The 13,338-nt window shown below is 37.4% G+C and carries 10 protein-coding genes; 5 read left to right on the top strand and 5 right to left on the bottom strand.

The annotated features are described in order from the left end of the window. Positions 1-370 precede the first annotated feature (370 nt). The 3 genes from V7164_RS11925 to V7164_RS11935 form a co-directional block, all read right to left on the bottom strand. Positions 371-2,146 carry an aminopeptidase P family protein gene (locus V7164_RS11925; protein ID WP_335345028.1) on the bottom strand — a complete coding sequence of 592 codons (1,776 nt, stop codon included), beginning with the start codon at positions 2,144-2,146 and terminating at the stop codon, positions 371-373. Further along, positions 2,130-2,432: an ethanolamine utilization protein EutH gene (gene eutH, locus V7164_RS11930; protein ID WP_335345029.1), complete on the bottom strand. Its 303-nt coding sequence runs from the start codon at positions 2,430-2,432 to the stop codon at positions 2,130-2,132. Before eutH ends, V7164_RS11925 begins: the two co-directional genes overlap by 17 nt. Before the next feature lie 255 nt (positions 2,433-2,687). Next, on the bottom strand, positions 2,688-3,578 hold the full coding sequence (locus V7164_RS11935) for a LysR family transcriptional regulator (protein WP_335345052.1): 891 nt from the start codon (positions 3,576-3,578) through the stop codon (positions 2,688-2,690). A 266-nt stretch (positions 3,579-3,844) separates the two neighbouring features. On the opposite strand from V7164_RS11935, the gene V7164_RS11940 reads away from it, so the two are divergent. Both V7164_RS11940 and apgM read left to right on the top strand, forming a co-directional pair. Next, positions 3,845-5,326 (top strand): SLC13 family permease, encoded by a 1,482-nt coding sequence (locus V7164_RS11940; protein WP_335345030.1) that lies wholly within the window; start codon positions 3,845-3,847, stop codon positions 5,324-5,326. 42 nt (positions 5,327-5,368) lie between these two features. Continuing rightward, positions 5,369-6,610: a 2,3-bisphosphoglycerate-independent phosphoglycerate mutase gene (gene apgM, locus V7164_RS11945; RefSeq protein ID WP_335354189.1), complete on the top strand. Its 1,242-nt coding sequence runs from the start codon at positions 5,369-5,371 to the stop codon at positions 6,608-6,610. 61 nt (positions 6,611-6,671) lie between these two features. On the opposite strand, the gene V7164_RS11950 is transcribed toward apgM, so the two are convergent. Next, the gene (locus tag V7164_RS11950) at positions 6,672-7,601 is read right to left on the bottom strand and encodes a DsbA family protein (RefSeq protein ID WP_335354190.1); all 930 of its coding nucleotides are present in this window, start codon (positions 7,599-7,601) and stop codon (positions 6,672-6,674) included. Positions 7,602-7,784: 183 nt separating this feature from the next. Here V7164_RS11950 and V7164_RS11955 point away from each other — a divergent pair, with 183 nt between their 5' ends. Then, positions 7,785-8,348 carry a TetR/AcrR family transcriptional regulator gene (locus V7164_RS11955; RefSeq protein ID WP_335354191.1) on the top strand — a complete coding sequence of 188 codons (564 nt, stop codon included), beginning with the start codon at positions 7,785-7,787 and terminating at the stop codon, positions 8,346-8,348. A 248-nt stretch (positions 8,349-8,596) separates the two neighbouring features. After that, positions 8,597-9,169, top strand: coding sequence for a nucleotidyltransferase family protein (locus V7164_RS11960; protein WP_335354192.1), 573 nt, complete (start codon positions 8,597-8,599; stop codon positions 9,167-9,169). 39 nt (positions 9,170-9,208) lie between these two features. On the opposite strand, the gene V7164_RS11965 is transcribed toward V7164_RS11960, so the two are convergent. Further along, positions 9,209-10,036: a TetR/AcrR family transcriptional regulator gene (locus tag V7164_RS11965; protein ID WP_335354193.1), complete on the bottom strand. Its 828-nt coding sequence runs from the start codon at positions 10,034-10,036 to the stop codon at positions 9,209-9,211. Between the two features lie 99 nt (positions 10,037-10,135). Here V7164_RS11965 and V7164_RS11970 point away from each other — a divergent pair, with 99 nt between their 5' ends. Next, positions 10,136-13,219 (top strand): efflux RND transporter permease subunit, encoded by a 3,084-nt coding sequence (locus tag V7164_RS11970; RefSeq protein WP_335354194.1) that lies wholly within the window; start codon positions 10,136-10,138, stop codon positions 13,217-13,219. The last annotated feature ends 119 nt before the right edge of the window (positions 13,220-13,338 follow it).

Below are 13,338 nucleotides of genomic sequence, written 5' to 3' on the forward strand. Positions count from 1 at the left end.
GATATAATATATGAGCGAATAAATACTTGTATGCAGCCAAGTATTTGAAGAATTACACTTAAAGTAAAGGTTGCTTTATTTGAATAAGATGAGGTAATTATTATTATTTATTTATCCACATTAAGATTTAACGGAGCTGTGAAAAAAATGTTCCTCTTATTAAATAATAAAAAAGGACAATATCTTCACATCGAAGAATATTGACCTCATAGGTATGATATATATTTATCTTTATAGGAAAAACGGTATTAGCCTAAATTATTAAATAAAAAACCTCAATTACTTATGGTACGGTTCTCCGTGACTAGTCTAAGTGCGGTTCTATTTTAATATTGGTGCTACATTCGAACTTGTATTCAGCAATACCTATTTAAATTTCCCTAGTTTCTTCCCTTAGCCAGACTCTCTCTTCTTCATTTAAATAAGGAGCTAGCTTTGTGTATACCTCTTGATGATAATTGTTTAACCATTGCTTTTCGCTCTCTGTTAACATATCTTTATTGATACCGGCTAAATCAATAGGGCAATACGTGATTGCTTCAAACTTCATAAATTGACCAAACTCTGTTTTCTCGTCTTCAACTACTAACAACATATTTTCAATTCTAATTCCGTGTTTACCTTCAAGGTATATTCCAGGTTCATTCGTAATAATCATGCCTTTTTCTAATATAACATTATTATTATTCCTTATGCTTTGTGGTCCTTCATGAACATTCAAGTAAAAACCTACCCCATGTCCTGTCCCGCATTTATAGTCCAAACCATACTGCCAAATTGGTTGTCTTGCTAAAACATCTAAATTAGAGCCTGTTGTTCCGTATAAATATTTTACTGAGCTTAATGCAATAAATCCTTTTAACACCAAAGTAAAATCTCTTTTTTGTTCATCGGTAAGTTTTCCTAAAACAATCGTTCTTGTAATATCTGTTGTTCCATCATAATACTGTCCGCCTGAATCAATTAAAAAAAGACCTTCATTCTTAAGAGTATATTGCGTTTCTTTATTGGCTTTATAATGCATCATCGCAGCATGTTCTTTATAACCTGCTATCGTATCAAAGCTAGGTCCAACATATCCTTCCTGTGCCCTTCTGAAATCTTCTAATCTTTCTTCTGCAGTAATCTCTGTAATTTCTTCTTTATCTACAGAGTTTTTTAGCCATTTAATAAATTTCACCATGGCTAAACCATCTTTTATTTCACACCATTTTAAATTTTTTATCTCGACTTCATTCTTAATAGCTTTTAAATTAGTCGTGATGTCAGGACTTTCAATTTTCTTTGTATTACTGTTAATGGCATTATATAATCTGATATTTGTTTTATTCGTATCTAAAATAATGGAATCTCCGCCTGAAAGATTTTCCAAGAATGTTTGTATTTCATGATTCGCTTTTAACTCGATTCCTTCAGCCTCCAGTTCTAATTTAACCAAAGGGGGAACCTTGCAAGAATCAATAAATAAATAACATTTATGTTCTGCTACGATTACATTAGCTATTACAATTGGATTGTTAGGCACATCGTCCCCTCTTATATTCAAAAGCCATGCAATGTCATCAAGGGAAGATAAAATATAATAATTTGCTCCTTTATTTTTCATTTCTTCTCTTACTTCATTTAATTTTTCTTCTCGTGATTTGCCTGCATATTTTACGTCATGGGTAAAAATTGGTCCTTTAGGAATCTCCGGTCTATCTTCCCACAGATCACCAATTAAATCTTGATTCATTTTTAATACGATTCTCTTTGCTTTTAGATCTTTTTCCATCTTTTTAACCATATTAATTGAAAAAACATTTCCATCAAAGCCCACAATGCTTCCTTCTTTAAGAACATCTGCTAGCCATTCTGAATAAAATGGTACCCCTGGATCCACCATTCTAAATAATCTGATTCCTGAGCTCTCAAGCTGCTTTTCGGCTTGAATATAGTATCTGCCATCTGTCCATAACCCAGCATCCTCTAATGTAATAACTACAGTACCTGCAGACCCTGTAAATCCTGATATCCATTGTCTACATTTCCAATGTTCTGCTACATATTCACTCTGATGTGCATCAAAACTGGGAATTATATAAGCATCCATTTGATTTTCTTTCATTAGCTGCCTTAACTTTTCGACCCTATCTCTGATATTCATTACTAATACCTCCATTTTCCTTAAAACTAAATTCTTTACTTTCACGGTCATACAGCCATACGGCTAGTATTATACTAATTATTCCGGCTGTAAGCTTTGATATTATAAATGCTCCTATCATTTCTGGTGCTACTCCTGACACAAATCCAAGTTGACCACCAAATATAAATGCTCCACTTACTCCAAAGGCAGTACATACCACTTTTCCTTTAGGATTCATTTCCTTATATGTTCCAAATATCAACAGATTACTAGCCAAACTTCCTAGAATGCCTGCTACTGACACTGCTAAATTTATTCTACCCCTAAAATAATGTCAAAAACAAATATAGGTACCAGATACCGCTATAGAATATTGCTCCTGCCGTGAACATCGCTTTCCCATACTTAGACATATAGTAGTAAACAACGTAGTACAATTTCACACACTACGCTGTTTACTAAAAGACAAATTATTCGTTTATTTTACGAGATTAATGCCATCAAAAAGAAAACCGCACCTACTTATGGGACGGTTCACCATATCGCACCCTATAAAATCTCAATTGGACTTCTGATCCAACATAGAAATAAATTTCATAGCTGCTGGTGAAAGGTGAACACCGCGTTGATAAACGTACCTAATTCCCCTAATAAATTTTACCCCTTGGATTGGGACCACGGTTAATAATCCATTTTTGATTTCTTGTTTAATGGCAAAGCTAGAGACGATCGATACACCGAGACCGTTAATAACACATTGTTTAATTGCTTCTAGGTTTCCTATTTCCATATAATTGGGGGAATTGAATCCGTATTTTTTAAATTCCCCTTCCAAATAAGTTCTGGTAGCTGATTTATTAGGCTTCAGGATCAGCGTTTCGGAGACTAAATCCTCTAAAGTACACTCAGTTTTCCCAGCAAGTCTGTGCTGGCTATTGACGATTAAAACAGGCTCATCTTGATAAAAAGTATTGAATTGAAAACGGTCTTCATCAATTGGTATGCGATCAGAAAGAACTAAAAACTCGACTTTGTTCGTCTCCAGCATATGTATTAAATGGTTGGAGGATGTAATATTCATGTTGATTTTGATGCCAGGGAATTGTTTGTTAAAGTCACTGAGGATGGCTGGAAGAAGGTATACTCCAACGAAAGTGCTCGCTCCGAAAGATAATGTTCCGTGAGCTAAATTGTCGAGTTGTTTAATATGCTCTTTGGATGAAGAAATGAGATTAATAATTTGTTCAGCATATGGTTTGAATTGCTCTCCCTGTTTTGTTAAGTATAGTTTTTTTCCTATTCGGTCAAAAAGAGGAAACCCTAAATCTCTCTCAAGACTTTGAATTTGCATGCTTACAGCCGGTTGAGAACAATAAAGCCGCTCAGCCGCCTCGGTAAAGTTTAAGCAATTCGATAATGTGATAAAGGTTTGGAGCTTCGTTAAGTTCATCACTAATCACCTTCTCCCAATAATAACGTTTCCTTATGATTTATAAAAATTATATCAAATTTAATAATAGCATTTCCATGATAGTAAATGAGAGTAATATAAACGAATGCGACCCTATAGTGAAATAATTTTTAAAATGGGTCCATTCAAAAACTAGTTTAACTATAAGGTTTCCTTATGATTATCAAAATTAAATCAAATTGTATTATAGTTATAGCTTGAATATACTGAAAACGGATACATTACTAATTCAAGGGGGATTCGAGATGAGTGAGAACTCAACAAAAGTAGAAAAGGGTGAGCAACCGATTAAGAAGAAAGGCCGTTTTGAAGAAGGTATGAAGAAATGGGGAATTCCCATTGCCATTATTGCTGTTTTATTTTTATTATTCATGCCAACGCCAGAAGGAATGGAACCTGCGGCACAAAAATCGATCGCTATATTTACTGGTGCTTTGATCCTTTGGATAACAACTCCAATCCCAATATACTTGACATCGCTTCTTGCGATTCTGCTGCTTCCTTTAGTAGGGGCAGTTGAAGATCAGGAAGTTGCTTTTGGGACATTAGGGTTTGACGTTATTTGGTTAATGGTTTCCGCCTTCGTTCTAACTTCTGCCATGATGAAGTCAAATTTAGGTAGAAGATTCTCGCTGTGGATGGTCACGAAATTCGGAAAAACACCGACCAGGACGTTGCTTGTTTTAGTCATTATTAATTTTGTTCTGGCGTTTTTCGTACCTTCAACGACAGCACGAGCTACACTGATGATGCCTATTTGCTTGATTTTGCTAGAAGTCTATAAAGCTATTCCGGGAAAAAGTCCACTTGGTAAAGTTATGATGCTTCAAGGTCTACAAGCAGATGCCCTCGCTACTTCAGGTGTTATGACAGCTACTTCAGGTAATATTATTGCGGTCGGTTTCATCAACGAGCAAGCGGGCGGAGATATTGGTTATATGGATTGGCTTTTTGCCTCTATGCCTGCAGCCATCATCACGATGGGAATCACATTCATGATCGGGTTAAAATTATTCTCCATTAAAAATGAAGGTAATTTTGAAAATGTTATGGGGACGCTGAAGGGGGAATTGAAGAAATTAGGTTCTTTCTCTCTAGATGAAAAGAAAGCATCGGTCATCTTCATTCTTACTGTGCTCTTGTGGGCGACTGGCGATTATCATGAAGATTGGTTTGGTTTTGAAATTAGTACTGAACAGACTGCGGTTATTGCAGCACTCCTTTGCTTGCTTCCAAAAGTGGGAATGCTAGAGTGGAAAGATGCAAACATTAAATGGGAGCTTATGATTTTCGCAGCGGGTGCATATGCCGCTGGAAATGCATTAGACCAATCTGGTGGAGCCGTATGGATTATCAGTAAAGTAGTTGACGGTTTAGGGATTGACAAGATGAGCCATGCCATGGTTGCTGTAGTCGTCATATTCCTTAGTATGTACAGCCATCTCATCTTTACAAGCAAAACTGTAAGGGTAACGATTTTGATTCCAGCATTCATTGCTTTAGCTAAAACTTTAGGTATGGATCCTGTACCACTTGCACTTGCTGCCGCAATGACCATGACCTTTACGATTACACTTCCGCCGCATTCGAAGGTTAATACGATTTATTTTTCAACAGATTACTTTACAATAGTAGATCAAGTAAAGTATGCAGTTATTACATGTTTTATTGGTGCTTCCGTTATCAGTGCAGCCTATTTCACTTGGTTCAAAGTACTAGGATTATAAAATAATAGATAAGAAAACCTTGAATGATAATAGGAGGATATTATGTTAAAAAGAAAAGTCATCATGGCAATTGCTGACGGAGCAGGGGATCGTCCCCATTCTTTGTTAGGCGATAAGACCCCATTGGAATATGCGCGGACACCGAATCTGGATCGACTGGCTGCAGAAGGTATTACAGGTATGATGGATTTGATTTCTTCCGGCATTCCTGTGGGAACGGATATGGGACATTTAATTTTATTCGGTTATCAGCCTGAAGATTATCCCGGACGCGGACCTATTGAAGCGCTTGGAATCGGTATGGATGTCATGCCTTGTGATGTTGTGTTTCGATGTAATTTTGCTACTGTCGATGAGGAAGGAACCGTGGTCGATCGGCGAGCAGGACGGATTCGCGAGAAAACGGAAGAAATCGCTCAAGCTCTTGATGGGATGGAGCTTGAAGATGGGGTAGTCGTTCATTTTAAACCGGCTACGGAACATCGGGCTGTTTTAATCCTGCGTGGAAGTGGATTGAGTGATAAAATCAGCGATTCCGATCCTAAAGCTCCAAATGACGGTGCACCTTATCTTATAGTAGAACCGTTGGACTCTTCTGAGGAGGCTGAAAGAACAGCGTCTATTTTAAATCAGTTTCTTAAAAAAGCTCATGATATATTATCTTCCCATCCAGTGAATGAAGAGCGCATTGCCGAAGGGAAGCTGCCAGCTAATTTTATTCTGACAAGAGGGGCTGGACTGATGGTGCATCTTGAGCCTATCGTCCAACAGCTTAATATGAAAGGAAGCTGTATTGCCGGAGAAAGCACGGTATTAGGCGTTGCCCAGCTAGCTGGATTTAAGACTATAACAGATAGAAGCATGACGGGTAATATCGATACAAATATTGAATTAAAAGCTAGATTAGCTATCGAAGAAATTGCAAACAATGACATGGTTTACGTGCATATGAAAGCGCCAGATGTTAAAGGCCACGATAATGAACCGTTTGAGAAAGCTAGAGCAATAGAGCTGTTCGATCACATGGTTGGACTAATACGTGAGCAGCTGCCTGAAGATGTGTACTTAGCATTGGCTGCCGATCATTCTACACCTTGTGAAGTTGGAGAACATACAGGTGAACCAGTTCCGGTCGCCATTTATGGGCCAAGTATACGGAGAGATCGAAACCTACAATACAATGAGTTGGATTGTGCTTATGGAGGATTAGGGCATATCACGGGGAATGAATTCGTGAGAACACTGCATGGGTTAATGGGATACGTAAAAAAACAAGGAAATTAGGATGTTTTTTGGAAAAGGTGTAGCAAATAAGCTACTCCTTTTCCCTTAGTTAATGTCAACTTTATTTTGTAGATGTAAAATATAATTCCCCTAGAATTTCCTTCACTTGAAAACTGTTTGGCGAAAGTTCTTTTTCAATAAAAGCGTTAATAGCCGATTTTTCAACATCGTACATCACTTCAATTTCTTTCGAAAATAGCAGTTTTTCTTTTTCAAGTAAGTTAGAGAGGGTTGGTTGTTGTTTTGGTTGTAGTTCTTCGACATTTAGAGCCTTCTTTAATCCGTCAACATAGTATTCAAATGGACGGCCACCAACAATTTTTACGCCTTTATTTTCCTCATTGATCATAATAATGGTAGGAAAACCTCTGGCACCTAAGCTTCTAGTAAGAGCAAAATCTTCATTCAATAATTGTTGTCCGATTGGTTGTTCTGCTTCATTTACAATAGCCTCTCCATTAAGACCAAGTTTATTTACGATTTCAATCATAACTGATGTATCTGAAATATTTTGATTAAATGCGAAAAGTGCTTCTCTTGCACGGCGTAAATATTCAAATGCTAATGCATCACTATGATTTTTTTGAATCACTTTAAATACACGTGACGGTGGGTAGGATGATTGAACAGGATTATCAATCATTAAAGAGCCGTCAATAGGCATTCTTGAATATTCTCCAACTTCTCTCCAGTGACCAGCAACATCGGCTGGTTTATAAATTCCGTTTGCAGGATCGATTGGTCCATCGTGCCATTTTTCCAGCAAACCACCCATAACCGTGTGAAAATTAAAATAGTCTCCATACTGCTCTACAAAACGACGGAGATTAGGTTCAATTGCCCAGCAATGAGAACAAATAGGATCAGTCACATAATAAAGATTAACCGATTTTTTTGGCTGATTAAAATCAATAACCTCCATTTCCTCCTCCTCTGCTACTCCGCATACACCTGTTTCTAGATCACAAATCATATTATGATTGTTTGACATATTATTTTTCCTCCGTTCCATTTAGTTTTTACATTTTCTATAATGCCTGAGAAAGAAGCCTCTTATTTGCTTTATAATTGTATTTTAGTACATAATGAAAACCATCAATACCAATAGTTCATTGTATTTGTCGTTTATACAACACATTAAACAAATTGTTTAAAAAGTAGGAGGGAATTGTAATTGACTCAACCAAAGATTGATCCCCGAATTCTACGTACTCGTAAATTAATCATGGATTCCTTTATTGAACTTTCAGGTAAAAAAGAATTCAAGGATATTACTGTTAAGGATATTACAACAGAGGCTATGATTAATCGGGCCACTTTCTATTATCATTTTGAAGATATATATGACTTATTGGAAAAGGTACTGTCAGAAGTACTCTTGATAAATTTGAATGGCAATATGTTCGAGAAAAATGAACTCAATGAAGAATCGATTATTAGTATTTTCATAGCGATCACGGACTTTCAAAAATCTTTATCCAATCGTTGTCATAGAGGATACGAAGATACCATTGCCCGTATTATTAGGGAACAACTCGAAATCATTTTTTACAAAATGCTACGAAAACAATTTCAAAGTGAAGATGAGCAATCTCTAAAGATTACTGCTGCCATGTTAAGTTGGGGGCTTTATGGAGTATCTTTAGAATGGAGAAGAAGCGGTCAAAATACACCGCCGGAAGAATTTATCAAATTAGCCATCCCTTTTATCATGTCTGGGATTGATTTTGGGGGCTAAAACCTAATTAAACAAGGTGATTATGATGATTAAATCTCCAAGCTGGTCGGAAAGGTTCGCTGAATCAAAAATATTTAAATGGAGCCTATGGTGTGCCTTCTTTTTGTTTATTGCTATTATTGCACTTATGCTAATTATGATAGGTTCCTTTCTTTTCAAAATTTATTTTCTCGATTATAGGTTTGATGATGGGGAAATCCATCCACCCATTGAGTCTATTCATAGGCAATAAGAAATAGGTGAATAAAATGATGATAAAAAATGAAGAAGATATCGTACGAATTATTAGCGATGATACCTGGATGATGGATTTATTAAAAACAGTAAAAACGCTGAACCTACTCGATTGGTGGATATGTGCCGGATTTTTGCGTTCGAAAATATGGGATGTGTTACACCATTTTTCGGAAAGAACACCCATTCCCGATATTGATGTCATCTATTATGATCGCGCAAATTTGGATGAATTAGAGGGAAAATATTTAGAAGAAAAATTAAATCATCTCATGCCCGGTGTCCCTTGGTCCGTAAAGAATCAAGCAAGAATGCACGTGATCAATAATTTGCCGCCTTATACTTCTTCAGTCGATGGCATTTCGAAATTTCCAGAAGCTGCTACAGCTTTGGGAGTTAAATTAGATGGAAATGACCATGTTATTTTGGCAGCACCTTGGGGAATCGATGATGTCGTCAATTTAGAGGTCAAGCCTACACCATTTTTTGCCGAGTCAAAGGATCGTTTGAAAGTCTATGAAAATCGAGTGGAGAACAAGTCTTGGGATTTGATTTGGTACAAGGTGAACATCTCCACTAAAAATTAAAAAAGAGCAGAAAGATAAAACTGTTCTGCTCCTATCATTTTAAAACTCAAAATACTTCCTCAGTAAATAAGAAATCCACTTGCACTCCGGATGATTCCGAATATTTTCGAGTAGGCCTTTTACAATGGCTGGACTTAAATTCGGATCTACCAGCTGATCCTTTAAGAGAATTAATGATTCTTTTTCAATCGGCTCTTCAACATCCGCCATTTTTTCCTCCATCATTTCAATCAACTGATCCTTCGTTATTTCTTCATTCAGCGGCTGCTTAAGAACTTGAAATAGATCATGCGAAATAAATGGGTCAGTCATTTGTTTTGCCAGCAGATTTGTTTTTTCCACAAGCGATTGAGAAAGATGATTCAAGTCTAGCGGTGAGCTATAGAATAGAAATAGCTGTGAATAAGTGTGCATAAAGCCTTTAATGCAAAAAATTAAATCATATTTTATTGATTGGACTGTTTCTCCGTATAAACGTTCAATCATCAGTAATATCGACTTGTCCATTAACATGTCGTAATAACGGATTTTAATAAATAAATCTTTATTCAATGAATGAACCGGCTCTTTCATAAGAACTTTTGCAAAATCAGAATGCTTGTGAAAAGAGTGAAATGTTGTGTAGTAAAAGTTATATAAAAGGTTATCATCTGAGTTTTTGACTATATGGTCAATATCAGAAGTGAATTGCATCATAAAATGATCAATAGTAGATAGAATCAATTCATCCTTTGATTTGAATGACAAGTAGAAAGCACCTTTAGAAATACCGCAATAATCTGTGATTTGTTGAACGGTTGTGGCATCGAATCCTTGAGTTGCAAAAAGCTCTAGTGCTTTTTCCATAATTAACTGTTTCTTCATCATTTCTTTACATCCGCTCCTAGGACTTTCGTTGACAAATGACTTGTCGGTCATTATTATAAGGAAATGAGACTGATTAGTCAATTAAGGGCAGGTGTAGACGTGAAAGGGTTAGTTAACTTTGTTTTAAAGAATAAACTAGCAGTTTGGCTGTTAACCATTATTATAACCGTTTCGGGAATTTATTCAGGAACACGTATGAAAATGGAGATGATTCCGGATATCTCCATTCCATTTCTAATGGTGATGGACGTATATCCTGGGGCAACTCCTGAGCAAGTGATGAAGGATGTGTCGATTCCTTTAGAAAAAGCAGTAGAGGGCTTGGAGCACGTAAAATCCGTTAATTCAAATTCGTATTCAAATGTAGGTAATATTCAAGTGGAATACGAATACGGCATTGATATGGATGAGGCGAAGCGGGCATTAGATTCTGCGATAGATGCAGTTAAATTGCCTGAAGGGGCTCAAAAGCCGACCATTACCGCTATTAGCATGAACATGATGCCAGTTGTGGCACTAAGTGTAAGCAGCACGAAAGAGGACATTGTTGAATTAACCTCAACAGTAGAGGAAGTTTTACTCCCAAAAATCGATAAAATCGATGGTGTTGCCTCTGCCACGATTACAGGGCAGCATATTGAAGAAGTTGACCTTACTTATAATAAGGAAAAAATGGCAGAACTAGGCTTAACGGAAGATTCCGTCAAGCAAATGATTCAAGCAATCAATCTCGGTGTTTCTTTAGGACTTTATGAATTTGAAGAAGGCGAGCAGGCAGTAGCAATAGACGGCAAGTTCACGACTGTTGACGAATTAAAGGAAATGCTCATTCCTGTAACGCCATCGGCTACACAGCCTTTACCATTTGTAAAGCTTAACGATATCGCAACCATTCAAGTAGTAGGTAAAGTACAATCAGTTTCCCGCACAAATGGGAAAGATGCGATTGCAATTCAAATTGTAAAAAGCCAACAGGCTAACACAGTAGATGTTGTAAACAGTGTGAAGAAGTTAATTAAAGATGAAAAGAAGAAAATTGATGGAATCGTTATTGATGTGACGCTTGACCAAGGAAAGCCAATTGAAGATTCTGTCGCTACAATGGTTGAAAAAGCGTTATTTGGCGGTTTAATTGCGGTATTAATTATTCTCCTTTTCTTAAGAGATTTCAAATCGACCATTATTTCGATTATATCCATTCCGGTTTCGATTTTAATGGCTATGTTAATCTTAAATTGGATGGATATCACCCTAAATATTATGACGCTTGGGGCGATTACTGTTGCTATTGGCCGTGTCATCGATGACTCCATCGTTGTGGTTGAAAATATTTATCGCCGCCTGCATTTAAAAGGTGAAAAACTAACAGGGCGTGCACTCATTCGAGAATCAACAATTGAAATGTTCAGACCTATCATGTCTTCAACAATCGTAACCGTTGCAGTATTTGCACCACTTATTTTTGTTGGCGGGATGGTTGGCGAGCTCTTCATGCCATTCGCATTGACCATGTCATTTGCGCTCGGAGCCTCATTAATTGTTGCGATTACAATCGTTCCTTCATTATCTCATTTCTTGTTTAAGAAGAATTTATATAGTGAAAAGACGGAAAGCAAACATAAAGAGGCTGGCAGATTATCCAAATGGTACAAAGGATTCCTTGAAAAAACCCTTAATCATAAGGTGATTACTTCCATTCTTGCCTTTGTTTTATTAGCAGGAAGTTTGGCGTTAACACCATTGATTGGATTTAGCTTTTTGGGCAGTGAAGAGGATAAGGTGATGTATCTGACTTACACTCCAAGTGCAGGAGAACTGCCGGAAGATACGTTAGAAAATATTAAAGTCGTTGAAGAGAAAATGCTTGAACATGATGATATTGATATCGTTCAAGTATCCGTTACAGAAAGCGGCGACCAGCAAGCAGCCATGATGGGAGGCGGCGGAAAAGGCGGGTTAATGTACCTGATCTTTGATCCGGATATGGAAAACTTCCCTGAAGCACGTGAAGATATAGAAAAGTATGTAAAGGATATTGGACAATCAGGCGAATGGAAGAGCCAGAACTTCTCTTCGATGTCCATGGCTTCAAATGAAGTTAGTTATACATTTTACAGTGAAGATTTAGATAAACTCAACAAATCTGTAAAAATAGTTGAAGATGCATTAAAGGAAAATGAAGGGTTAAAGGATGTTTCCTCTAGTGCAGAGGATGCATACGTTGAATACACCTTTAAAGTGGCACAGGATGAATTATTAAAGTATGGACTAACAACCGGGCAAATTATTATGATGTTAAGTCCAGAAAAAACGAAAAATGTGTTAACAACGATTGAAAAAGAAGGAAACGCATTAAATGTCATCGTTCAGCAGGAACAGGCAGCACAGCCGAAATCGATCGATGATATTTTGGAAAAACAAGTACCGACACCACTTGGTACGACAATGCCTCTTTCTGAACTAGTGACTGTTGAGAAAGGCACAACATTAAATACTCTAGCTCGCAGTAAGGGCGAATACTATGCTAGTGTTTCAGGCACGATCACTGGCAAGGATATATCCAAAGCAACAGCTGAAGCAGATAAGACAATTGATAATTTAGATCTGCCTAAAGGGGTCACAGTTGATGTGGCCGGCGTTGCAGCAGACATGCAAGAAACATTTACACAGCTTGGTATAGCTATGCTTGCGGCGATTGCCATTGTGTACTTTGTTCTAGTCGTAACATTCGGTGAAGGACTTGCGCCATTTGCGATTCTTTTCTCATTGCCATTTACAGTTATCGGCTCATTTGTGGGATTATTAATTGCGGGTGAAACCATTTCTGTATCCGTCATGATGGGGCTCTTAATGCTTATCGGAATCGTTGTAACGAACGCAATCGTACTCGTAGACCGAATCATTCGGATGGAGCGTACCGGGATGGTTATGCGTGAAGCGGTGCTTGAGGCTGGTGCCACACGTTTGCGTCCGATTCTTATGACAGCCATCGCAACGATTGGTGCCATGGTGCCATTAGCTTTTGGTGCAGGCGGAGGCGGCTTGATTTCGAAAGGCCTTGCCATAACGGTTATCGGCGGTTTAATCAGCTCCACGCTATTAACATTAATTGTTGTTCCAATCGTATACGAAGTGTTATCTAAGATTTTTAGGAAAAATCGTAAGGAAATTGAAGAGAATTAATGGGAAGCCCTGCAAGGTGAGTGTGTCATCTTGTGGGGCTTTTTTTATATGCATTTTATTCATGATGTTGGCTAGGTGAGTTTTTGGACAGGTTATTGTGATTTCGATAAAAGCTGTCC

This window comes from Bacillus sp. JJ1474 (assembly GCF_036965225.1).
Classification (GTDB): domain Bacteria; phylum Bacillota; class Bacilli; order Bacillales; family Cytobacillaceae; genus Cytobacillus.

Excerpts from the sequence above, each read along its gene's own strand:
- V7164_RS11935 (WP_335345052.1), bottom strand. The coding sequence starts at position 3,578 with ATGAACTTAACGAAGCTCCAAACCTTTATCACATTATCGAATTGCTTA.
- V7164_RS11960 (WP_335354192.1), top strand. The coding sequence starts at position 8,597 with ATGATGATAAAAAATGAAGAAGATATCGTACGAATTATTAGCGATGAT.
- apgM (WP_335354189.1), top strand. The coding sequence starts at position 5,369 with ATGTTAAAAAGAAAAGTCATCATGGCAATTGCTGACGGAGCAGGGGAT.
- V7164_RS11950 (WP_335354190.1), bottom strand. The coding sequence starts at position 7,601 with ATGTCAAACAATCATAATATGATTTGTGATCTAGAAACAGGTGTATGC.
- V7164_RS11940 (WP_335345030.1), top strand. The coding sequence starts at position 3,845 with ATGAGTGAGAACTCAACAAAAGTAGAAAAGGGTGAGCAACCGATTAAG.
- V7164_RS11965 (WP_335354193.1), bottom strand. The coding sequence starts at position 10,036 with ATGATGAAGAAACAGTTAATTATGGAAAAAGCACTAGAGCTTTTTGCA.
- V7164_RS11925 (WP_335345028.1), bottom strand. The coding sequence starts at position 2,146 with ATGAATATCAGAGATAGGGTCGAAAAGTTAAGGCAGCTAATGAAAGAA.